The 21,024-nt window shown below is 67.7% G+C and carries 22 protein-coding genes, 1 tRNA gene and 1 pseudogene; 19 read left to right on the top strand and 5 right to left on the bottom strand.

Features of this window, described 5'->3' with window-relative positions:
• Window positions 1-53 precede the first annotated feature (53 nt).
• A complete protein-coding gene (locus CLM62_RS50670) occupies window positions 54-2,090 on the bottom strand; it encodes a site-specific integrase (protein WP_257003675.1) in 2,037 nt (678 codons plus the stop codon).
• Window positions 2,091-2,944: 854 nt separating this feature from the next.
• Here CLM62_RS50670 and CLM62_RS05425 point away from each other — a divergent pair.
• A complete protein-coding gene (locus CLM62_RS05425; protein WP_257003676.1) occupies window positions 2,945-3,184 on the top strand; it encodes a hypothetical protein in 240 nt (79 codons plus the stop codon).
• A gap of 10 nt (window positions 3,185-3,194) precedes the next feature.
• Here CLM62_RS05425 and CLM62_RS05430 read toward each other — a convergent pair whose 3' ends face one another.
• Entirely contained in the window at window positions 3,195-4,160 is a 966-nt protein-coding gene (locus tag CLM62_RS05430) for a YafY family protein (RefSeq protein WP_095748712.1), read from the bottom strand.
• Between the two features lie 92 nt (window positions 4,161-4,252).
• Here CLM62_RS05430 and CLM62_RS05435 point away from each other — a divergent pair, with 92 nt between their 5' ends.
• The gene (locus CLM62_RS05435; RefSeq protein ID WP_095748713.1) at window positions 4,253-4,618 is read left to right on the top strand and encodes a VOC family protein; all 366 of its coding nucleotides are present in this window, start codon (window positions 4,253-4,255) and stop codon (window positions 4,616-4,618) included.
• Window positions 4,619-4,658: 40 nt separating this feature from the next.
• Window positions 4,659-5,339: pseudogene (locus CLM62_RS05440) on the top strand (helix-turn-helix domain-containing protein); the annotation flags it as partial.
• A gap of 269 nt (window positions 5,340-5,608) precedes the next feature.
• Here the strand turns inward: CLM62_RS05440 and CLM62_RS05445 are convergent.
• Window positions 5,609-5,845 (bottom strand): hypothetical protein, encoded by a 237-nt coding sequence (locus tag CLM62_RS05445; protein ID WP_095748714.1) that lies wholly within the window; start codon window positions 5,843-5,845, stop codon window positions 5,609-5,611.
• A gap of 306 nt (window positions 5,846-6,151) precedes the next feature.
• Here CLM62_RS05445 and CLM62_RS05450 point away from each other — a divergent pair, with 306 nt between their 5' ends.
• The 3 genes from CLM62_RS05450 to CLM62_RS05460 all read left to right on the top strand — a co-directional run bounded on the left by CLM62_RS05450 (window position 6,152) and on the right by CLM62_RS05460 (window position 8,108).
• Entirely contained in the window at window positions 6,152-6,460 is a 309-nt protein-coding gene (locus CLM62_RS05450) for a hypothetical protein (protein WP_143658945.1), read from the top strand.
• A gap of 296 nt (window positions 6,461-6,756) precedes the next feature.
• On the top strand, window positions 6,757-7,209 hold the full coding sequence (locus CLM62_RS05455; RefSeq protein WP_095748716.1) for a GntR family transcriptional regulator: 453 nt from the start codon (window positions 6,757-6,759) through the stop codon (window positions 7,207-7,209).
• Window positions 7,206-8,108: a phosphotransferase enzyme family protein gene (locus CLM62_RS05460; protein ID WP_095748717.1), complete on the top strand. Its 903-nt coding sequence runs from the start codon at window positions 7,206-7,208 to the stop codon at window positions 8,106-8,108. Before CLM62_RS05455 ends, CLM62_RS05460 begins: the two co-directional genes overlap by 4 nt.
• Before the next feature lie 5 nt (window positions 8,109-8,113).
• On the opposite strand, the gene CLM62_RS05465 is transcribed toward CLM62_RS05460, so the two are convergent.
• On the bottom strand, window positions 8,114-9,484 hold the full coding sequence (locus tag CLM62_RS05465) for a hypothetical protein (protein ID WP_095748718.1): 1,371 nt from the start codon (window positions 9,482-9,484) through the stop codon (window positions 8,114-8,116).
• 734 nt (window positions 9,485-10,218) lie between these two features.
• On the opposite strand from CLM62_RS05465, the gene CLM62_RS05470 reads away from it, so the two are divergent.
• The 13 genes from CLM62_RS05470 to CLM62_RS05530 all read left to right on the top strand — a co-directional run bounded on the left by CLM62_RS05470 (window position 10,219) and on the right by CLM62_RS05530 (window position 20,744).
• Window positions 10,219-10,509 carry a hypothetical protein gene (locus tag CLM62_RS05470; protein ID WP_095748719.1) on the top strand — a complete coding sequence of 97 codons (291 nt, stop codon included), beginning with the start codon at window positions 10,219-10,221 and terminating at the stop codon, window positions 10,507-10,509.
• Complete coding sequence (locus CLM62_RS05475) at window positions 10,506-11,636, top strand: conjugal transfer protein (RefSeq protein WP_095748720.1); 1,131 nt, start codon at window positions 10,506-10,508, stop codon at window positions 11,634-11,636. The genes CLM62_RS05470 and CLM62_RS05475 overlap by 4 nt, the downstream gene beginning before the upstream one ends.
• Complete coding sequence (locus tag CLM62_RS05480) at window positions 11,633-12,016, top strand: RRQRL motif-containing zinc-binding protein (protein ID WP_095748721.1); 384 nt, start codon at window positions 11,633-11,635, stop codon at window positions 12,014-12,016. The genes CLM62_RS05475 and CLM62_RS05480 overlap by 4 nt, the downstream gene beginning before the upstream one ends.
• Window positions 12,017-12,152: 136 nt before the next feature.
• Window positions 12,153-14,339, top strand: coding sequence for a cell division protein FtsK (locus CLM62_RS05485; RefSeq protein WP_095748722.1), 2,187 nt, complete (start codon window positions 12,153-12,155; stop codon window positions 14,337-14,339).
• A 140-nt stretch (window positions 14,340-14,479) separates the two neighbouring features.
• Window positions 14,480-14,755 carry a hypothetical protein gene (locus tag CLM62_RS05490; RefSeq protein ID WP_095748723.1) on the top strand — a complete coding sequence of 92 codons (276 nt, stop codon included), beginning with the start codon at window positions 14,480-14,482 and terminating at the stop codon, window positions 14,753-14,755.
• Window positions 14,752-14,946, top strand: coding sequence for a hypothetical protein (locus CLM62_RS05495; protein WP_095748724.1), 195 nt, complete (start codon window positions 14,752-14,754; stop codon window positions 14,944-14,946). The genes CLM62_RS05490 and CLM62_RS05495 overlap by 4 nt, the downstream gene beginning before the upstream one ends.
• Before the next feature lie 11 nt (window positions 14,947-14,957).
• Window positions 14,958-15,425, top strand: coding sequence for a hypothetical protein (locus CLM62_RS05500; RefSeq protein WP_095748725.1), 468 nt, complete (start codon window positions 14,958-14,960; stop codon window positions 15,423-15,425).
• A 19-nt stretch (window positions 15,426-15,444) separates the two neighbouring features.
• Window positions 15,445-15,954: a hypothetical protein gene (locus tag CLM62_RS05505; protein ID WP_095748726.1), complete on the top strand. Its 510-nt coding sequence runs from the start codon at window positions 15,445-15,447 to the stop codon at window positions 15,952-15,954.
• 89 nt (window positions 15,955-16,043) lie between these two features.
• Entirely contained in the window at window positions 16,044-16,967 is a 924-nt protein-coding gene (locus tag CLM62_RS05510; RefSeq protein WP_257003677.1) for a bifunctional DNA primase/polymerase, read from the top strand.
• On the top strand, window positions 16,964-17,287 hold the full coding sequence (locus CLM62_RS05515; RefSeq protein ID WP_257003678.1) for a hypothetical protein: 324 nt from the start codon (window positions 16,964-16,966) through the stop codon (window positions 17,285-17,287). The genes CLM62_RS05510 and CLM62_RS05515 overlap by 4 nt, the downstream gene beginning before the upstream one ends.
• Before the next feature lie 11 nt (window positions 17,288-17,298).
• Entirely contained in the window at window positions 17,299-18,846 is a 1,548-nt protein-coding gene (locus CLM62_RS05520; RefSeq protein ID WP_095748728.1) for a YfjI family protein, read from the top strand.
• A 303-nt stretch (window positions 18,847-19,149) separates the two neighbouring features.
• Window positions 19,150-19,377 carry a helix-turn-helix domain-containing protein gene (locus CLM62_RS05525; protein WP_095748729.1) on the top strand — a complete coding sequence of 76 codons (228 nt, stop codon included), beginning with the start codon at window positions 19,150-19,152 and terminating at the stop codon, window positions 19,375-19,377.
• Between the two features lie 83 nt (window positions 19,378-19,460).
• Window positions 19,461-20,744 carry a site-specific integrase gene (locus tag CLM62_RS05530; RefSeq protein ID WP_095748730.1) on the top strand — a complete coding sequence of 428 codons (1,284 nt, stop codon included), beginning with the start codon at window positions 19,461-19,463 and terminating at the stop codon, window positions 20,742-20,744.
• 80 nt (window positions 20,745-20,824) lie between these two features.
• On the opposite strand, the gene CLM62_RS05535 is transcribed toward CLM62_RS05530, so the two are convergent.
• Window positions 20,825-20,896, bottom strand: a tRNA-Cys gene (locus tag CLM62_RS05535).
• Window positions 20,897-21,024 lie beyond the last annotated feature (128 nt).

Consider the following 21,024-nt stretch of genomic DNA (forward strand, 5'->3'; position numbering starts at 1 on the left):
GTAACCCTGGCCGATCCCGGAGTTCCGTTTCTAGGTGAACCAGCCCGGGGAGGTCAGGGGACGGTTGAGCGCCCAGCGATACGACCGAAAGTGGGCAGGCCCAGGTGGATGACCGAGGATTTGACAGCGGCGTCCAGCTGATCCAGTTTGTCCTCGGCGCCGGCGAGACTGATCTCCAGGCCCTCGACCTCGCCGAGCCAGCCCTCGCGCTGAGCTTCGGCAATTCGATCGATCAGGTTGTCGCGAATCTCGACCAGCCGGTCTCGCTGGGACGGCTCGGGCCGGAGAAGCGAACATCGGACGCAAGCGTGCTCGTGGATGCACGAGGTTCCGAACGCCCTCGCGCAGGTCCCCAGAGAGAGCTTGCGCTTCTCGAAGTGGGCGAGGAAGGCGTCCCACTCCGCGTTCGTCGGGGTCCGGTATTCCTCGCTGGGCCGGAGCGACCGACGCCGGGCGATGAACGCGCGGTGAGCTTCGATGGCGTCCGCCGGGTAGATGGCGTTGTAGCCCATCGTGGTGTTGATGTCGGAATGACCTGCGAGGACCTGCGCGATGTGGGGCGGCAGGCCGCTGCGGATCGCGTCAGTGATGAAGATCCTTCGGAAGTCGTGCGGAGCAAAGTCGAGGGGCTGGCCTGCGGAGTCGGTGAGTCCGGTTCGTTCCAGGACCTCGTTGAGACCGTTGCGGATCAGTTGGCGGGACACCGGTGTGCGCTGGCCTCCGTATGTCCACTGGAACAGCAGCGGCATCGGCGGGTTCCAGATCTTCTCCGCGACGTCGTAGTTGGGCAGCATCGGGATCGCGCCTGTTCGAGGGTCACGGACCCGGGCAATGATCGTGCTGAGCACGTCGGCCAGTTCTGGGCTGACCAGGAGAAGCCGTTCCTCGTCGGTTTTCGAGGGAGCGACCTGCAGCAGAGGCACGACTTCACCACTGGTGGGCAGCTTGTACTGGATCAGGGCGTGATGGCTGGCCTCCAGCATCTCCTCGATCCGAACGCCGGTGTGCTGCAAGAACTCGATCGTGGCCCAGGCCCAAAACGCCCGTTCCTCGACCAGCCCCAGATGGACCCGTCGGCCGGACTCGTCGTAGGCCCGGAACGGAGTCGACGAGTCCTTCTTCTGGCGCGTGTATGTTCTGCCCCTGAACGTGAACTGACCGCCGAGCGAGGCGGCCTGCAGAGCCTCCATCCCCTCCCGGGCCTCCGTCCAGTTCGCCCTGGCGGCGCGGACAACAGTGGACAGCGCGGGCAGTCGTTCACGGGTGCGCTGGTCCATCTTCGCCTTGCGGCGCTTCTGGTGCTTGGAGGTACTGGCATCGGCGGCGCTGACCGGGCAGGGAGCAACCCACGGGCCCCAGCGTTCTGGTTCCTCGACAGCCCAGTGGGCCAGGTCAAGGTATAGAGCTCGAACTCCGATCATGAGGCTGCCGTAGTTGGCACGCTCCGTCACTGCCTCATGGACCGTGCCATCGGGCAGCCGGCGGCGCGTCACTTTCGTCCGGCTGACCTGCTTCCATGCACTCACGACTTCAGGCGGCAGCCGGAGTGTGTCGATGCCGGGCTGGATGCGCTCAATCTGCAACCAGAAGTTCCGCACGAGCGTCCGTGACGCGTCCTCCAAGGACGTGTAGTCCATGGTTGGCTGGCGTTCCTTAAGGTACTCCACCAGCAGGTCCCGGATCGGCTTGGACTGCGGCCGGTAGCGGTCGACGAGTTGCTCGACCGGCACCTGGCCGGACGTTCGGTGCAGGAGCCTCAGTGACACGGGCGCGTCGGGTGGCAGGTGCCCCAGGTCCTTCAGCCAGGAGTAGAACAGGCTTTGACCGCCCGACGTGGCCCTCTGAGCTCGATGCGCCTCCATGTACTCAATGGCGTCTCCGACATTGATGTCGGCCAGACCCCCGCCCTTGGCGATGACCAGCTTGACCAGCACGTTCTTGGCGAGAATGCCGAGGTGAGAGGACCACGCTTCTGGGCCCACCAACTCCTGAAGGCGGGCAAATCCCCCAGGGTCACGGTACTGGCAGATGATGGCACGCAGGTTGGTCGAGGTCCGGGTGAGCTGCCAGTGGAGCGACGGCCGGAGCACATCGGCGCAAGCCAGGGCGAACAGACCCGTGTTCAGGATGCCGTTCGCATTCGCCGCGTCGTAGCCGACCCAGCTGGCGTTGAGCTTGTTCCACTGCGCCCCGGTCGAGCTTGCGGCCGGAGTCGCGTTCCACCGTTGTTGCCAGGTGGCACCCGCTGGTCCATGAGCCAGCGGAGAATGAGCGTTGCGTTGCGCCCCGGCGCCGGTAGAAGTGGGTGGACTCGCTCGCGGCCCGTAGCGGAGGCCGGTTCAGTCGAGCCACGACCTCCTCGCAGGACTGGCTGGTGGCAGGCCAGGCGTCCTCGTAGGGCCGCGGCGGGAAACGCTTCTTGGCGGCTCGGAGAGCCTCGCCGGCGAGTGGCTGTGCATCTCGGATGGCGGCCGGAGCGCGCAAGGTCTCAGTGCTCGTCACCATGAGTTCCCGAAGAGAGTCTTCAGCGAGTCGGAGTTGTAGCCGGGGGCCGGTGGCGCGGGCGGCCGGTCACGCTGCTCTGCCCGGCGTGCATGATGAGCGCGGACGCGTTCGATCACTTCGTCCTGGCTGGCCGGAAGGTAGAGCTGTGTGGTCGTCAGATGTGCATGACCGAGGACCCCATTGGACGTCGGTCAGAGGCATGTTGGGGTCGCGGGCGAGCCGGTAGGACGCGGTGTGGCGTAGATCGTGGAGCGTCCAGTTTGCCCCGAGGAGATCGTTGGCCCGGTTGAACATCGCGCGCGCCGCGTCGTAGTTCAGCGGTCGCCAGGGCCGCCTCAGCGTCCACCACAACGGCAGGTTCTTGCCCCGCGGGATGCCGTACATCGATCTGGACGGGTTCGTCACGGGCCCCCGAGAGTGGGACCTCATGCAAACCGCCATGTACTACGACAGCTTCGGTTGGCACACAGAAGCCGAGTACGCCGATTTCGTCGCCGGGTACGGGTTCGACGTGCGGACATGGTCCGGGTACACCGTTCTCCGGAGCATCCGCGAACTGCTGATGGTCACGTGGCTTTCGCAGAACGCTGGCACCAATCCACGCGCGGCCGAGGAAGTTGAGAAACGGGTGGAAAGCCTGCGCTCGGGTGGCTCTCGCCGAGACTGGGCTCCGTTCTAGTTGTTGCGGGTCAGGACGTTGGTGACGGCGCATAGTGGTGGGCAAGATTGGTGGCGAGGTCGCGGAGGTGAGCCCTGGCTTCGGTGGGGCCGTGCACAGTGATGGCGCTCCCGAACGGTAGTAGTGCTCGCACGTCCTCTAGATGCAGGAAGCGGATTGTTACCTTGCGGCCGGTGGCGGATTCTTCATGGTCGTCCCGGACGAGTCGTAGGCCAAAGATCCGTTGCGCTCGCTCGATCTGGGTCTGGTCGATGGTGGCGCTGACCTCTATCGCGTGGTTGTGTTCCCACTGAGCAATGAGCGCTGCAGCGACGGTGGCCAGGGTCTGGCTCTCGCGGATCCGTCGTGGCTGGTCGACTTCTTTCCACGTCGTGATCCGTTCGAGTCGGTACATCCGTGGCACTCGGGCACAGTCGGCGACGAGGTACCAGATGCCAGCCTTGGCGAACAGCCCGTAGGGATCCACGACCAGGTCGCGTGGGCATGACTCGCGTGGGCTGTCGTACTCGATCCGTAGCCGGCGACCTCGCCGCACTGCGCCGATCAGCGAAGCCGGAGTCGTGCCGAAAGCTCGTGCCTGACGCCAGGGACGGCTGTCCACATGCACTACGTCGGTGAGCGGCAGGAGCTCATGAACTCGACGTGGCTGTGTAGCGGCGATCTTGGAGAGCGCGCGCTGGCTTTCGACCGATGCGTTGAGCTCCGCACGTTGCTTCTCATCCAGCCCAGTGAGCGACAGATGATCACGCTCGCCCGGTGTGAGTCGCGTGAGGTCGAGTCCGGATCCGGGCAGCATGGTCACGCCTCCGAGGCGGCCCCGGTGTGCGGTCACCGGCAGACCGGCGTCGCGGAGCCAGTTCAGATCTCGGGTGATGGTTCGAAGGGACACCCCGAGCGCTGAGGCGAGTTCCTGTGTGGTCACGGCATCCCTCGATTTGAGGAGCAGCATCAGGGTGAAGAAGCGGTCTGGGGTCACACACCAATTTTTTCAGGAATTGCGACACGATGCGGCGCATATCCCGGTCAGGCTGGTGGATGCGTACCTACCACCTGTGAGAAGGAACAACCATGACCACATCCGTCGTGTCCATCGTCTACGTGAACGACGCTCCCGCCGCAGCTCGTTTCTACGGCGACCTCCTCGGCATGAGCCCCTCGTTCGAGACTCCGGGATACATCACCTTCGACCTCGGGCCAGGCGCTGACCTCGGTCTGTGGTCTGGCCAGTTCGAGCATCTGTCACCGGACGTCCCGCGCACCAGTGAGGTTTGCCTGGCCATCGACGGTGGACCCGACGAGCTCAACGCGACCTTTGAGCAGTGGAAGTCCAACGGGGTCACGATCCTGCGCGAGCCTCATGATGCGGGGTTCGGGCTGACCTTCCTCGCAGCCGATCCTGACGGGAACCGTATCCGCGTCGCACCGCAGGACTGAAAGGCCGCAATGCGGCAGGCGCGCACGATAGGTGTCGCGCCTGCCGTCGTCTGACTTCGAGAGGACGACGAGTGCCCCACGCGATGCGCCCCTGAGCGTCGAGGGCCGTAGGCGGCTCGTGAAGCGGTGCCAGACACGTCCCATCGCCCACGTCGCCGCTGAGATGGGTATCTCTCGCTCCTGCGCCAGCAAGTGGGTAAATCGCTGGCGGCTACACGGTGATGCGGGATTGCAAGACCGGCCGTCGAGTCCGCACCGGAGTCCGAACGCGACTCCAGCATGGGTCATCGAGCAGATCGAGTCCTGGCGCCGCGAGCACAAGTGGTCCGCGCAACGGATCACCGACGAACTTGTCAGTATCGGTTTTGTGATCGACCGGCGAACTGTCAGCCGACACCTGACCCGGCTCGGCCTCGGCAAACGCCGCTTCATCGACCCAGGCGGTGAGAACAACCGGAAGCCGGGGAAGATCACTGCCCGCTGGCCCGGACACATGGTGCACCTGGATGTGAAGAAGGTCGGCCGGATCCCTGATGGCGGCGGGTGGCGGATCCATGGCCGGGACAGCGATCAGGCCAAGGTCGCTAGTCGGGCGAAGTCGGCCGGGGCGAAGCGTGGCTACGTCTACCTGCACTCCGTCGTCGATGGTTTCTCACGGCTCGCCTACACAGAACCGCTGGGTGATGAGAAGGGCGCGACGGCTGCTGCTTTCCTACTGAGACGGACGCCCGAAGGGGCGGCACCCTCGCGAGGGTGCCGCCCTTCGTTTTGCCTGGTCAAGGCACTTGAGGCCGTGGCGGGAATCGAACCCGCGTAACTCGCTTTGCAGGTTTGTTCGGGCTCGTCGGAGCATGATCCGACAGCGTTCACCGGCGTTCATTCCCGTACGGACGCCGTGCCGGCGGAGTCGGGGTGAACGGCCCTGGACGGCCGTGTACGGGGATGAACGAGACGGAAACTGAGACGGACCGACAGTCCCGAAGGGGCTGCTCAGACGATATGTAGCCGTTCGGTTGTGCCGTCCGGCTGACGCAACAGTAGATCTGCCCCGCCCTGCTTCTGTGCGTCGAGGTAGGCATAGATCTGCACTGCTCGGTTGATGACATCGGCTTTCGAGAGCCCCGTGCTCTCGGTCAATTCGGCGATGGCTTCCACAGCGGGTGGCAGAAGCGTCACCGAGTAGCGCTCGTTCGCAAAACGTTGCGGCTTGCTCGCAGGCTCGGGCATGCGCTCCTCCTGGTGTACTGGCGTGCGCATCGTATCTGCACCAGATTGGTGCGTCTATGCACCTCGCCTGCTAGAGTCGCCTGGTCGAGGAAGATGCGCTGTCAGACCTTGACTGCCGTAGTCGCATCACCTACGGCATGATCTACCTTCTGTCCAAGTACGGCTGTTCTTCCACCTGGGTCACAGGAACAGTCGGAGTTCTTAGTTCTCCGCCCCGAGACCCTCTGAGCTCTTCCGCTCAGCCGATCTCGGGATTCGAGTAGCAGCACCAGCAGCCAGCAGCAAACCGGCTGAAAGCAGCTACGTATGAGTAACCAAAGCAATCCGCGCGTCCCGAGTGACGACCAGCCGACTGCTGCGGCCCATGTCACCTTCAGGACCACTCCGGAAGGCCCTTCGATTGCTGTGGGGGTGCCGGCGGAGGAGTCCGGCATGTTGGTGAGGGTTGTCGCAGTCGCCACTGGCGTCGCGGGGTCAGCTCTTGGGCCCTACCTCATGGCGCGTGCATTGCACCTGATGGAAGCGGGCATGCCATGGCAGTTCGAAGTTAGCCTGATCATCCTGGCTGCACTGCTGCCACTGGCCTACTTCCTGCTCGGCCGTCGTTCCGGCTGAGTCGCACAACAGGCGCCCCCTCGACCTGGTGGTCGAGGGGGCGCCTGCCTTCACGCTTTCCAACTGTCCGCGCGGCCGTACGGGGGCGTCCGTGGGGGTTCGCGGGGCAGGTCAGACGGGGTGCGCGTACTGCGGTGAACGGTGGCGGCTGTCAGCGCACTGGACAAAGACCAGGACAACGAGCGGTGCCGAGCGGAACAGGGAGGCAAGACCATCGGCCGGTTCTGCGGGACGTGGAAGACTTGACACGTGACGCGACACTGGGACGCCGTCGAGGTCAGAGCAGAGGAGGCCACGTGCCGCAGGGCAGTCCGCGAGGTACGTACCTGGAGGTCTCGGAATCTCTCCGCGAGAAGATCAGGAAGGGAAAGATCACTGAGGCACTCCCGTCTCAGTCGGCACTCGTGAGCGAGTACACCGTGAGCCGCAGCACGATCGAGCGGGCGCTTGCTGCGCTCAAGGCTGAGGGCGTCATCGAGTCGGTACAGGGCGCTGGGTGGTTCGTGGCGGGGACCGGCGACCGCCGGCCGTTGGTCGAGAAGGTGACCGACCTGTTGCGGGCCGACGGGGTCAGGGTCGGCGACCGCTTCCCCACCGAGAAGGAGCTGTGCGAGCGGTTCGGAGCGTCCCGGACAGCCGTCCGTTCCGCCATCGCGCAGATGGAGGGGCAAGGACTCATCGGCAAGGGTGCCGCGCGAGGGCGGGAAGTCCGTGCGTTGCCCGTCGGACGGGGGACACAGACGGTATGACGACGACCGAACGAACCGAATTCGACGCTGACGCGGCGGGCGCCATCCTGCGCAAGGCGTGCGAGGTCGCAGACCTGGACCCGGACGGAATCGAGATGCTGCGGTTCGGGGACCACGCGGTGTTCCGCGTGGATGGCGGCCGTATCGTCTCCCGGGTCGGCCGGAGTCCCGATCGGCTCACCGCCGTGCGGAGGGAAGTGGCCGTAGCGGAATGGCTCGCGGCCGAGGGATATCCGGCGGCACGACTCGTCACGACTGCCGAACAGCCGGTCGTTATTCAGGGCCACCCGGTGACTTTCTGGGAAGGTCTCGCCGACGGAGACACGTACGCGAGTACGGGAGAAATGGGCGTACTACTGCGGCGGCTTCACGATTTGAAGTCGCCGCCTTTCTCACTCCCGCCCCTTCAGCCTTTCGACAGGGTCGCGCAGCGTTTGAAGCGTGCCGCCATTCCGGACGCCACCCGCGCGTTTCTCCAGTCCATGGCCGAGGATTTGGCGGCCGAGTACGGCCGTCTCCGGTTCGCGCTTCCGGCGGGTCATCTGCACGGAGACTTCAACGTCGGCAACGTCCTACGTGACGCGGCCGGCCGTCCGAAGGTCATCGACCTGGACGGGTTCGTTACGGGCTCCCGAGAGTGGGACCTCATGCAGACCGCCATGTACTACGACAGCTTCGGTTGGCACACAGAAGCCGAGTACGCCGATTTCGTCGCCGGGTACGGGTTCGACGTGCGGGAATGGTCCGGGTACACCATTCTTCGGAGCATCCGCGAACTGCTGATGGTTACGTGGCTCTCGCAGAATGCCAGCACCAATCCGCGCGCGGCCGAGGAAGTTGAGAAGCGGGTCGAAAGCCTACGCTCGGGTGGCTCTCGCCGAGACTGGGCGCCGTTCTAGAAACGTCACGCCTGTTGCCAGAGACGGAAGCCACGGGCCTGTTCCTCAAATACACGGAACTCCGTGGCCCGCCTCATCCCGTCCGTGACGCGTCCCTGGAATTCCCGCACGTACTGAACGCAGCGCGCAGACTTCAACCCCTCGCCGAGTTGCAGGGCGGTCAGCGCGATATCGAACCCACGGCCAATCTCCCCTTGGTTCATGTATGCCTCAGCCTGAACCATCGTCGCGAAGAAGTCGCTCCGGTTGTTGAGGCCGTCACCGAAGATGGAGCCCGCTCCCCGCTCCGTGGCTTCGACGGAGCGCCCCAGGTCACGGAAGCAGTGGCCTATCTCGGCTGCAAGCTCCACTTCGTCGAAGTACGCGATGTACGGCGGGTCGCTGTCGGCTGTCCGCTGACTGAGCTTGCGTTCCGCCTCCACAAGGGCGAGGTCACAGCCTCGCTCATCCCCGAGTCGGGCCAGTGCCCGCGCTTCCATCGCGCGGAACTGTGCGGCCATGGTTGGCCCAAGGGCAGGACCCGGACCGGTGTACGCGGCACGGGCGAGCGTCGCAGCGTCCTGGTACCGCCCTAGGAACGTCGCCTGATGGCTCATGGCCGACAGGATGCTTCCGCCGAGAAGCCTGTCACCGGCCGCTTGCGTCATGCGTAGTGCCTGGATGAGGTACCGCTGAGCGATGCCGTGAAGGCCGCTGTCGTACGACATCCAACCGGCCAGTAGGAGCGCTTCCGCCACGGCGGAGTGCAGTTGCCTGCCCACGCCGTCGGAGTACTTCCCGTCGAGCATCGGCCGGACATCCGTGTGCAGGTACTGAATCAGCGCCCGCCGGGCATGGCCACCGCCGAACTTCCCGTCGAGCATGCTGAACGCGTCGGCTGTTGAGCGCACCATGTCCACGTCCATGGCGCCGATCGCCCGGTTGCCCGTCCGCGTCAGTTCGCCGTCTGGAGGGGCCACGATCCAGCGCAGGGACGCGGCGTTCCAAGCCGCGGAGTCGGGCAGTGCCCGAACCAGCGTCTCAGCGTCGGCTAGATCGGCACGCCAGAGGTCGGCCACGGTCTTGGCCGTGCTCTCCGGCTTGTCCGCGAACTCAAGCCCCAACTCCGGCTGTACGGCGGACACGGCCGCGTCGCCCATCCCGATGTCATCGATCGTGAGTTGACGCCCCAGCTTGCGCCCGATCGCGTCGGCGATGAACTGCGGCATGTTGCCGCGCGGGATGGAGCCCTTGAGCCACCGGGTCACGTACGTGTGGTCACAGGTGATGTCCTCACCTGACCGAGCGGCAGCGGCGACCACCGCGCGAGCAAGCGACTTGTGGGAGAAGTCGGCTTCCTGCATGAGCGCGGCCAGCCTGGCGTTCGGGTCTGCCATGGCACCCCCAGAGAGCGGCCGTAGTTCCAGCTTGACTCATCGTCACTCTACGCAGGTCAGGACCGGGGTGCAGAGGGTTTGCACGTAGGAGTGCACGAGTGCACCCCCAAGTACACGCTCCCGAAGTGCTCGCCATCTGACGACAGTTGAACCACCACCGCACGGGGCAGGCCGGCGGTTCCGAGTCGAAAGCCACGGGTTGACGGCGCGGAATCCTTCTGCCAACGTGAGTGGTAGGTAATACACACCACGCAACGGGGTGTGTGTCGCCGTTCAGCGCCCGGAGGAAAGCCCGCAGGGGTCGGTACGAAGGAAGCGCCGGTTGGTTGAGAACTCAACAGAGTGTTTTGAGCTTGACGGGGCTTGACCCCGTCCCCGCGACGGCCGGGTGATGACCGTCGACGACCGCTACCGATGTCGATGTCCTGCTGAGGGCCCGCCCGGTTCGTGGTCGTTCTGCTGGCGCCGAGCAGTGCGAATAGGGCGCCCCGACAGTTCGAGGGTCGGGACCGGTTGGCCGTGGCGACGGCACCCGGTGAAGTCCTCGAATCCACTTCAACAGCCCCGGTAACCAGCCGCGAGGGCGCGGGATCAGATTCCGCCCGGGGCGCTTGGCCCGCCGCTTCCTGCGGTGTTGGCCCTCATTGCCGGTGCGGCGCACTCCCGGACAAGGACAACGCGCCGCTTCCGGTCTCCCCATCCCGACGCAGTCAGAGGAGAGATCCACCATGCGTATGCGCACATTCGTTGCCGGACAGGAGGCGTTCGGCGACCTGGAGTTCGCGGAACTGGCACTCGGTATCGACGTCGACCTGTTCCGGGGCCCGCTGGAGTTCGAGACGGACGGCGAGCGCGCCGCCCGTGAGGACGCGGCCCGTGACGTCCTCGCCGACCTGCGTGCGGAGGCGGAGGCCGGTGACGAGATCGCCGGTTGGGACGCCCTGTACGCCGACGCGCTGACCCGTACGGTGCCGTTCCTGCGTTCCGTTCGCGGCCACCGGTCGGGGACGGGGGAAGCGGCATGAGCGAGACCCGCAAGCCTCTGACGAAGGTTCAGATCGGCGTACTGACAGCCGCGTTCGTGCCAATGCTGGCCACGGGCGTGATCGGCGGTATCGGCACCTACAGCAACATCGGGCACTCCTACGGCAAGGGCACCGCGCTCGGGGCCCTCGCCGCTGGTGAGGGTGCCACGGCCGTGCTCGCCTTGGTGCTGTTGGGGCTGACCATGCTGGGCCAGTCCTCGCCGCGCGTCGTGCGGGTCGGGCTGTGGGCGCTGCCGGCCGCCGCGTCGGTCATGGGCGCCATGGCGGCGCCGGACCTGGGCCGCACCGTCATCTACGCGCTGACCCCGATGGGCATGTCCGTGTCGGCGGAGGGCATGGCGTTCCTCGCCCGCCGGATCGTCGTCCACACTGACGGCCGCGACGCGGAGAACGAGCGGCGCACCGCCGACATCGTGCAAGCGCTCGCCTACCACCGCGCCCGTGCCGCACACCACCCCAGTGACCGGGTCAAGACGTGGTCGGAACGCAAGTCTTGGCGTCTGGCCCGCAAGGTCGGGGTCGGGGACGCGGCACTTGGATCGAGGCTGCTGGAAGTCCAGCGCGACCGCGTCACCGCCGGTGCGAACGCTGCGCTCCTGTCGATGTTCGGCGGTACTGACCCAGTTCCCACCCCGGTCGGGAATGCGGAGGAATCTACCGAGACCGTGAGGAATCGGTCTACGGCTGACCTGCGGGAATCGACCCCAGCGCCGTCGGTGGTGCTGACTCGATTCTCGGTGCCCGATCCGGTGGCGGTCGACTTCGTGAAGCCGACTCTCCCGCTCAAGCCCGTACCCGCGATCGCCCCGGCGGTCGACCCGGTCAAGGCCGATCCTGCTCCGACCGGCAGTAGGGCGGTGGGGGCCGACTCCCCCCGATCCCGTCGGGCGACCGGCCGGGTTCCGGAGGTGGCGCGGTCGCCCCGTCCGAAGCGCACGGCGGATCAGTTGCTCGCTGAGGCACGGACCGCGACCGCCGATTGGCCGGACAGCCGGATCACGGCGGAGGGCATCCGTCGCGAGATCCACACCTCGCCCGCGAACGCGCGGACGCTGCGGGACACGATCCTTGCAGAACGTGCCGCCGGTGGCGGTAAGGCCGCATGAAGCGGCTGACCCTCGCCGATTGCTTCGACCCGACCGGGGAGCGCTTCGGCATCCCCACCTACCCGTGGCGGTGCGCCCCGGACGACTTGGCCACCCGCCGCCAACTGCGCAGTCGGGGACTGCGGCCGGGCGGTCAGGATGTCGCGGCGCAGATCCTGCGCCCGCGTCGCCGTCGGGAGCCGCTGACCGCGTACCTGTACCGGGTCGACCTCGCCCGTCCGGTGCGGCCGATGACCCCGGCGAGGTGGGCGGCGCTCGCCAAGGCCAATGCCGCCCGCCGCCGTTGCCCCGAGTGCGGCCGGGACGCCGGATACGTCATCCCGCCCACGCTCGGAACCTGCGTCACCTGCGCCTATCCCGAGGAACAGCGCGCTGCCTGAATCTCACAACCCACACACTCTGTGTGGCCTCTCCCGGCCCGTCTGGGCTGACTCTCTTCTCACGGGCCCGGCCGCCCACCTCCTACAGCGTCGACCGGGCCCGCCCTCCTCACACCCGAAAGTGGAAGGACCCTCAGTGAAGCACCCCGACGACGACGAACTGTTCAACCGGCTGGAAGCCGAGATGGCCGCCGACTCCGACCCCGGCTCAGGGGCTGACGTGGTCGACCTCGACAAGGCCCGCGCCGCCCGCGAACCGGCCCCGATCGACCCGGAGTCGGACGACCCGACCGCGCCCGTCGTGGTCGACCAGCCGACCCTCAAGGCGGTCGGTCCGGGCTACCTCGGTCGGCTCGCCGCCGCCAAGCGCCGGGACGTGGTCCCTATGTGGCTGCGCTCGGTCGCGGAACTCAAGACCGCCACGGCGTGGGTGGCCCGCCACTACACGCACGCGGCCGGCTACCACGCTCTGCGCTCCCCGGTGTATGCCGCGCGGCTGACCATGCAGGCGCCGACCGGTCTGGCCCGGTTCGTCGGCGGCACCATGCGGTGGGTGGCCGACCGCGAGGGCGAACCCGTCCGGCTCGCCGCCGTGCGCCGCGAGGACGCTGCCGAGTACCTGAAGCTCTCCCGCCAGCGCGACGGCCGCGTACGTCTCCGCACCCTGGTCGCCGTGCTGGGCATGTTCGTTGGGCTCGGTCTGGCACTCGCCCTGTACGTCCTCGCCCCCGACTGGCTGCAAGCCGTCTCGGTCGGCGCCCTGGTGCTCGCGCTCGGGGTCGCCGGACGCAAGGCCGATGCGCCGGTCATCCACCGGGCTGTGGACGTGCCGAAGGCATCCAAGCTCACGTCGGACATCGTCCTGCGGGCGCTCGGGGCGATCGGCATTCCTGCGATCAACCAGGCGCAGTCCAAGGGACGGGACGGGTTCGAGTTCACCGCCCCGATCACCCGCGACGGCCCCGGCTGGCGGGCGGAGGGCAACCTTCCCTTCGGCGTGACCGTGACCGACGTGATCGAGAAGCGGGAACGCCTCGCGTCCGGCCTGCGCCGGCCGCTGGGCTGTGTGTGGCCGGAGGCGGAGTCGGAGGAACACCCCGGTCACCTCGTGCTGTGGGTCGGTGACCAGACCCTCAAGGCCGCCCCGAAGCCCGCATGGCCGCTGCTGAAGTCCGGCACGGTCGACCTGTTCAAGCCGGTCGCCTACGGCACTGACCAGCGCGGACGCTGGGTTGAGGTCACGCTCATGTTCATCGCCGGGATCATCGGCGCGATCCCCCGTATGGGCAAGACGTTCCTCCTGCGGCTGCTGCTGCTCATCGCCGCCCTGGATCCGCGTGCGGAGCTGCACACCTACGACATGAAGGGCACCGGCGACCTTGACCCGGTCGGCGAGGCCGTCTCCCACCGGCACGGCGTGGGCGAGGAAGACGAGACGATCCTGTACGCGCTCAACGACTTCCGCGCCCTGCGCGAGGAACTGCGGCGCCGTACCAAGGTGATCCGCTCGCTGCCCCGGGACATCTGCCCCGAGTCCAAGGTGACCAGCGCTCTTGCCGACAAGCGCTCCCTCGGTCTGCACCCCGTCATCGTCGGGGTGGATGAGTGCCAGGTGCTGTTCGAGCACGCTGAGCACGGCAAGGAGTTCGAGGAAATCGCCACCGACCTGGTGAAGCGCGGCCCTGCCACCGGGATCGTGCTGCTGCTGGCCACCCAGCGGCCCGACGCCAAGTCCCTGCCCACCGGCATCAGCGCGAACGCCAGCACGCGCTTCTGCCTGAAGGTGATGGGCCAGACCGAGAACGACATGGTCCTGGGCACGTCCTCCTACAAGCGCGGGGTGCGGGCCACGATGTTCGCGTGGGGGGACAAGGGCCTGCACTACTTCGTGGGCGAGGGCTCTGACGCCCGGATCGTCTCCAGCACGTTCCTGGACGCGCCCATGGCTGAGCGCGTCGCCGGGCGCGCCCGAAAGGTGCGGGACAAGGCCGGATTGCTGTCCGGCTACGCGCTCGGGGAAGCACCGCAGGTCGTCACGGGTCCGTCCTATGACCTGCTCGCCGACGTCGTAGCGGTCGTGCCGGAGAAGGAAGAGCGGGTGTGGAACGAGCGCATCGCCGCCCGCCTCGCCGAACTCCGCCCCGACGTCTACGGCGGGTGGAAGGGCGAGAACGTCACCTCCGCCCTCAAGCCGCACGGCATCAAGACTCGCGACGTGGCCGGCACGACCGACGACGGAACCCGCACCACCCGGCGCGGCATCGTCCGCGCCGACGTCCTCAAGGCGATTGCGGAGCGTAACGAAAAGCCGGGCGCCGCATAGCCCCGACAAGGTGCTACCGGTAGCAGCCACACCTGCTACCGGTAGCACCCCCGCTAGCACCCCAAACCCGCTCCCACCTGTGAGCTAGCGGATAGCACCCCACCTGCGGAAACCCTGGAAACCCGCCCGGAGGGCCCCTGATGACCCCCATCCTGCTTGCTATCGCCTGCCTGTTCGCCGTCACGCTCGGTTACGTCGGGCTGTGTGCGGCCTCGCCGTTCGGCGACTGCCGCAAGTGCCGTGGCATGGGCCACGCGCTCAAGACCGACCGCAAGGGACGCCTCAAGCGCGGCAAGGACTGCCGCCGCTGCCACGCCACCGGCAAGCGCATACGCGTCGGCCGCTGGCTCTACAACCGCTGGGCGCGCATCTACCGCGCCGGCACCGACACCCCCCGACCGGAAGGCTTCCGATGATCTTCGACATCTCCGCCGTACTGCTGTTCGGCGCCGCCTCCGCCCTCGCCGTCAAGACCAAGTCCGCCGGCGGCGGCGCGGCCATCGTCCTGTTCCTCTTCGGGTTCTTCGCCGCTGGCACCGGCGCGTACGAGCCCATTCGCGACCTCGTGCAGGCGTCCGCCGACGCCCTGTCCGCACTCGGCAACTGAGGAGACGCCCCATGAACGAACCCACCCCATACCGCCGTTCGGCCGGGCAGGAGGTGGCGGCCGTGGAAGTCCACCACCCCGCCCCGATCACGCCCGCACACACCGCGCCGCTCGTGCCCGTGCAGCCGGTCACCATCCCGGCCGTGGCGAGCGTCGTCCTGCCGGACGGCCGCGTCGTCACCGGCTACGCCATGGAGCCCGCCAAGCCCGAACCGGTCGCGACCAAGCCGGCCGTCTCGCGCACGGCGGTGAACATCGCCCTCGGGGGCATCGGCTTCGGCGCCGTCTGCGGCGGACTGTTCCTGCTGACCGCGTTCATCACCGCCCTGACCGCGCTGATCACCCAGCTCATCATCCTCGCCGCCGTCATCTTCGGCGGATGGGTCGCCGTGCAGGTGTTCAGCGCGAGCGGCCACAGCGGCGGCAACACCTTCAACATCCGCAAGGCCGTCTTCAAGCGCAACCACTTCAACGGCTGAACAGCCAGGCAGGAGAGCCATGTTCGAGATCCGCGTTATCTGCGACCCGGCCGACACGGGGCGCGTCACCTCCGCACTGAGCGGCATGTTCGCCACCGGCGCCGTACGCCAGTACCCCACCCGCGACGGCGAGCGAACCCGCCTGTACGTCACCGCCGACCACCGGCCCGAGTTGGGCCCGTGGCCGACGCCGGAACAGGCGTACGCGCTCGCTCCGAGCATGGTCAGCGAGATCGGATGGACCGCACAGACGGCCGCTGACAAGCCGTTCGGTGAGGGCCTTGACCGGGAGTACTGGCTTCGCAAGGCCGCGCTGCTGGACCGCATCGCACTCCAGGGCGAGGCCGACGGGTTCCACGGCGACGCGTGCGAGGTGGCCACGGAAGCGGCCCGCCGACTGATCGAGCGCGACCGGGACGGCGAGGGCGACTACCACGGCACGCCGTACTGGCCGGAGCACCCGGCGACCGTCGCCGACCCGCGCGCCTACGTCCGCCAGGAATACGCCCACTGGGCCAAGAACCACTAGCTACGCCCGAGGGCGGCGGCTCCCGGACAAGGACAACCCGCCGCCCTCGGTCTCCCTATCCCGACGTTGCAGAACAGGAGACCTACAGCATGACCCAACTGCACGTTTTCGGCGAGGGACCCTCGGTCCCGGCCACCCGATCGGGGCCTGAACTTCTGAGGGCCGCTCTCGCCCTCGCGGCGGCCGGTGTCCCGGTCCTGCCCCTGCGGCAGGGCAAGGTCCCGTTCGGCAACTGCCGTGCCTGCAAGGACGGCGCCTGCGGCGGCCGGCCCAACATGAAGGCGGCGGGCCCCTGCCAGTGTCCGGCGCCGTGCCACGCGTGGGCCGCAGCGACCACCGACCCGCACATCCTCACCTCGCCCCTGTGGGTGCCGGTGTGGCGTGAGGCGGTGGCGGTCGCCTACCACCCCGGCGGGGCCGGGCTGACGGTGGTCGACCTGGACAACGCGGCGGCCGTCGCATGGGCCCGCGAGACCCTGCCCGCCACCCGCACGGTGCCCACGACGCGCGGCGAACACTGGATCTACCGGGGCACCATGCCGTCGTCGAACGCGGTCCGACCTGGCGTTGACATCAAATCCCTGACCCAGTACGCCCGTTGGCTCGGACCCGGAACCGGCCGTATGGCCGTTCTCCCGGCGGCCGTGCGCGCCCTGGTCGTGAAGGAAGACACCACCCCCGCCCGGGGGGAGGTGGCCTCTTCTGTTCTCACCCGCGCCACGTGGTCGCGGCATGTGGCCACCGGGTGTCGCCACACCGACCGCTACGTCCGCACGGGCCTGGAACGCGGCCTCGCCCTCGTGCGGGCCCGCACCCAATCCGGCGCCGGTTCCCAGGCGTTCGGTGTCGCGCGGTTCCTCGCCGCAAAGCACACCGCGTGTCCCGGCCCGTGCGGACTCGCGGCGATCGGGGAAGAGATCGTGGCCGCCGCTGTCTCCGTGGGTGTCCCGGAGACCTATGCGCGCCGCGCGGTCGCCAACGGCCTTGAGACGGCTGCGGAGCGTGCGGCATGAACAAAGCATCCCGAACCCCCGCGAACAGCCCTCAGGGCGCCGTACAGCGCCCGCCACGGCGGACCGTGGGCGAACCGAAGGGCGCCGCCCGCAAGGGCGTCCATATCGCTGTTGGTTCTGACCCGCAGACGGTCACCATCACCGGCATCCACCCGGGGCTGCAGATCCAGTGCGAGGGCGTACCGGTCGCGGACTGGCTCTGTGCCTGCGGGCATCACGAACGCGCCCGGGGCCGTGCCGCCGTCATCGCGCTGCAAGCCCGCGTCATCGTCGGCATCTGCCCGCACAGCACCACCGCCGAAGGGAGGGCAGCCTCATGACTCCACAGCCTGTGGACAGTCCCGACCTGTGGGCCGGGCTGCCCACCCTGGAAGACCCGCCCGGCGAGGACGCCACGGCACCGGACGTGTGGGAGGACCCCATTCCCCTCACCGGCCGCCGTGAGCGTCCGCCGTTCCCCGCCCACGTCCTCCCCACCTGGTTGGGCGAGTTCGTGGCGGCCGTCGCGGAGGAGACGCAGACCCCGGTGGACCTCGCCGGGTCCATCGCCCTCGCCGTGCTCGCCACGGCGGCCGGCGGCCGGTCGGTGGTCCATGTGCGCGGGAACTGGCGTGAGCCGACCAACCTCTACACGGTGGTCGCGCTACCGCCCGCCAACCGCAAGTCCGCCGTCTTCGCGCTGCTGACCAATCCCCTGTACGAGGCAGAGAAACAGCTCAAGACCGCGATGAAGCCCGTCATCGTCGAGGCGGAGCTGACGGCGAGGTTGGCCAAGGAAGCGGCGGACAAGGCCGCCGCCAAGGCCGCGTCCGCCGACGGCGACAAGCGGGATGACATGGTGGCGACCGCCGTCGGCCTCGCGCAGACCGCCGACACGCTGACCGTCCCCGCCGAACCGGTCCTGCTGGCGGACGACTCGACACCCGAGACGGTCACCTCGCTCATGGCCGAACAGGGCGGCCGACTGTCGGTGATGAGCGCTGAAGGCGGCATCTTCGACATCATCGCCGGCCGCTACTCCGGCGCCCCCAACATGGAAGTCTTCCTGAAAGGCCATGCCGGGGACCGGCTGAGGGTGAACCGGCAGACCCGCCGCGAGTACATCGACGCGCCCGCCCTGACCATCGGTCTCGCCGTACAGCCGGACGTGCTGCGGGACATTGGCAAGGTCAAGGGGTTCGAGGGACGCGGACTGCTGGCCCGCTTCCTGTACTCCCTCCCGGTGTCCACGGTCGGTGAACGCCAGATCATCACTGACCCCGTCCCCGAACAGACGGCCAGCACCTACACAGACCGGGTCATCGACCTCACCCTGTCCCTGGCGGAGTGGACCGACCCGGCCGTCATCCAGCTCACCCCGGAAGCCGACGCGGCCTTGATCGCCTATCAGAAGCGCATCGAACCGCAGCTCAAGGCACGCGGCGGCAAGCTGGGCCACATCTCCAACTGGGCCGGAAAACTTGCCGGGGCCACCGCCCGCATGGCCGCGCTGCTGCACCTCGCCGAACATGGCGGCAACGGCTACGCCCACCCGGTCACCGTGGCCACCATGGACGCGGCGATCGAGTTGGGGGAGTACTACACCACTCACGCCCTCGCCGCGTTCGACGTCATGGGCGCTGACCACACCACCGCACGCGCTCAAAGCGTCCTAGAGGCGCTGCGCACGCACCGGTGGACCGAGGTCAGCAAGCGCGACCTGATGGTCAAGCTCTCCCGCTCGGAGTTCCCCACCGCTGCGGACTTGGACCCGACGCTGACCCTGCTGGAAGACCACGGCTACGTGCGATCACAACCCATCGTCCGCACAGGAGGTCGCGGCCGGCCGCCCTCGCCGCGCTACCTGGTCCACCCCCGGCTGACCGACCCGACCACCTGAGCCCGTCCACAGAAACCACAGAATCACAGAAATACCCGCCGTGAGCCCCTGACCTGCACAGACAGCCACGTCAGGGGCTCACGGCGCCCTGCCACAGAAACTCGCAGAGAAGCCACAGAAATAAGCCCGACCCGGCTGCACCGGACCGGCCCCCTTATTTCTGTGGGACCTTCGGCGATTTCTGTGGCAGTGGCCACCGCACAGTATCGCCGCAGGTCAGAGCCGCGATCCCAGCTTTCTGTGTATTTCGTGGTTTCTGTGGCGGCGCTCCCCCGTGAACCCGGACCCTCCAAGGAGCGAGTCTTGAACGACCACGGAACCCCGGCGACGTCCACCGACGATGACCCGACGTTGGTTCTCCTCACCGTCGAAGAAGCCGCCCGCCGACTCCGCATCGGCCGGACAACGTGCTACGGGCTCATCCGCTCCGGAGAGCTGGAGTCCGTACCCGTCGGCCGTCTCCGGCGCGTCCCCGCCGATGCGCCGGCCGCGTACGTCACCCGCCTCCGCACCGCCCATCGCGCCGCTTGACGGCGCCCGGGGCGGCGGCTCCCGGACAAGGACAACCCGCCGCCCCGGTCCCCATCCCGACACCACGAAACAGGAGCCTGCCTGTGGCAGAGGAAAAGAAGAACCGCACCCGACAGCCCAACGGCCGTAGCTCGATCTACTTCGGCAAGGACGGCAAATGGCACGGCCGCGTCACCGTCGGCGTCCGCGACGACGGCACTCCGGACCGCCGCCACGTCGAACGCAAGACCCGGGCTGAAGTGACGGCTGCCGTACGCGAGTTGGAAAAGCAGCGCGACGCCAAGACCGTGCGGAAGCCCGGCAAGGCATGGACGGTCAAGGCGTGGCTGACCCACTGGATTGAGAACGTCGCGCCCCTCGCCGTGAACGACAACACGATGGTCGGGTACGGCGTGGCCGTCCGGAAGCACCTCATTCCCGGCTTGGGCGCTCACCGTCTCGACAGGCTGAAGCCCGAGCACATCGAGGTGTTCTACGCCAAGATGCAGGCCAACGGCAGCAAGCCCGCGACCGCTCACCAGGTGCACCGGACCTTTCGCGCTGCGCTCAACGAGGCTGTGCGGCGGGGGCATCTCGGCAAGAACCCGGTGCTGTTGGCCAAGGCACCGAAGACGGGGGACCACGAGGTAGAGCCCTACACCGTCCAAGAGGTACAGCGACTGTTGAAGGCCGCCGACCAGCACCGCAACTCCGCACGGTGGGCCGTCGCCCTCGCGCTCGGTCTGCGTCAGGGGGAGGTGCTGGGCTTGCAGTGGGCGGATGTCGACCTTGACGGTGGATTCCTCGTAGTCCGCCGTAGCCGCCACCGGCCGCAATACGCCCACGGGTGCACCGAGCCCTGCGGACGCAAGGCCGCCGGGTACTGCCCGCAGAAGCGACGGACCAACCCGGAGTTGACCGTCACCAAGTCGCGCGCCGGTCGCCGCGCGGTCGGCCTTCCCGAACAGCTCGTTGACCTACTCCGTGCGCACCTCAAGGCGCAGGAAGCGGAGAGGAAGGCGGCCGGGAAACGCTGGGAGGAGAACGGCCTGGTCTTCCCGGATGAGCACGGCCGTAGCCCGTCCCACCGTCGCGACTGGACTGAGTGGAAGGATCTTTTGGCTGAGGCGAAGGTACGGGACGGTCGGCTGCACGACGCGCGCCACACGGCCGCCACGGTCCTACTAATCCTTGGCGTCCCCGAGCGCGCCGTCATGGGCCTCATGGGGTGGTCCACCACAGCCATGGCCGCGAGGTATCAGCACATGGTCGATGGGGTGCGGACGGACATCGCAAAGCAGGTGGACGGCCTGATCTGGAAGCCCGAGACGGACCGACCGGACGAAGGCGACGACGGAGCCGCCGGGGCCCTCGTACCGGCCAACTGAGACGGCAACTGAGACGGAGAACCAAAAGGGCGGCACCCTCCCAGGGCGCCGCCCTTTCGTTTTGCCTGGTCAGGCAACAGAGGCCGTGGCGGGAATCGAACCCGCGTAACTCGCTTTGCAGGCGAGCCCCTCAACCACTCGGGCACACGGCCGTGTCGGTGGAGCGTGGTGCTGCGTGCTCTGTTCCGAACCTGGTGAAACGACCGTATGGCGGGGCGGGGAGGGCCTCAAGAGAATCCCGCGTGCTGCAATGGGACTGCCACACCCCGTTCATAAAAGG

The organism is Streptomyces sp. SA15, assembly GCF_002291145.1.
In the GTDB taxonomy this organism is placed as follows: domain Bacteria; phylum Actinomycetota; class Actinomycetes; order Streptomycetales; family Streptomycetaceae; genus Streptomyces.

What these genes read in the sequence shown, in the direction of transcription:
- CLM62_RS05470 (WP_095748719.1), top strand. Translation starts at nt 10,219, where the DNA reads ATGCGCACATTCGTTGCCGGACAGGAGGCGTTCGGCGACCTGGAGTTC.
- CLM62_RS05490 (WP_095748723.1), top strand. Translation starts at nt 14,480, where the DNA reads ATGACCCCCATCCTGCTTGCTATCGCCTGCCTGTTCGCCGTCACGCTC.
- CLM62_RS05445 (WP_095748714.1), bottom strand. Translation starts at nt 5,845, where the DNA reads ATGCCCGAGCCTGCGAGCAAGCCGCAACGTTTTGCGAACGAGCGCTAC.
- CLM62_RS05495 (WP_095748724.1), top strand. Translation starts at nt 14,752, where the DNA reads ATGATCTTCGACATCTCCGCCGTACTGCTGTTCGGCGCCGCCTCCGCC.
- CLM62_RS05480 (WP_095748721.1), top strand. Translation starts at nt 11,633, where the DNA reads ATGAAGCGGCTGACCCTCGCCGATTGCTTCGACCCGACCGGGGAGCGC.
- CLM62_RS05450 (WP_143658945.1), top strand. Translation starts at nt 6,152, where the DNA reads ATGAGTAACCAAAGCAATCCGCGCGTCCCGAGTGACGACCAGCCGACT.
- CLM62_RS05460 (WP_095748717.1), top strand. Translation starts at nt 7,206, where the DNA reads ATGACGACGACCGAACGAACCGAATTCGACGCTGACGCGGCGGGCGCC.
- CLM62_RS05510 (WP_257003677.1), top strand. Translation starts at nt 16,044, where the DNA reads ATGACCCAACTGCACGTTTTCGGCGAGGGACCCTCGGTCCCGGCCACC.
- CLM62_RS05425 (WP_257003676.1), top strand. Translation starts at nt 2,945, where the DNA reads ATGTACTACGACAGCTTCGGTTGGCACACAGAAGCCGAGTACGCCGAT.
- CLM62_RS05505 (WP_095748726.1), top strand. Translation starts at nt 15,445, where the DNA reads ATGTTCGAGATCCGCGTTATCTGCGACCCGGCCGACACGGGGCGCGTC.
- CLM62_RS05465 (WP_095748718.1), bottom strand. Translation starts at nt 9,484, where the DNA reads ATGGCAGACCCGAACGCCAGGCTGGCCGCGCTCATGCAGGAAGCCGAC.
- CLM62_RS05515 (WP_257003678.1), top strand. Translation starts at nt 16,964, where the DNA reads ATGAACAAAGCATCCCGAACCCCCGCGAACAGCCCTCAGGGCGCCGTA.
- CLM62_RS05435 (WP_095748713.1), top strand. Translation starts at nt 4,253, where the DNA reads ATGACCACATCCGTCGTGTCCATCGTCTACGTGAACGACGCTCCCGCC.
- CLM62_RS05500 (WP_095748725.1), top strand. Translation starts at nt 14,958, where the DNA reads ATGAACGAACCCACCCCATACCGCCGTTCGGCCGGGCAGGAGGTGGCG.
- CLM62_RS05475 (WP_095748720.1), top strand. Translation starts at nt 10,506, where the DNA reads ATGAGCGAGACCCGCAAGCCTCTGACGAAGGTTCAGATCGGCGTACTG.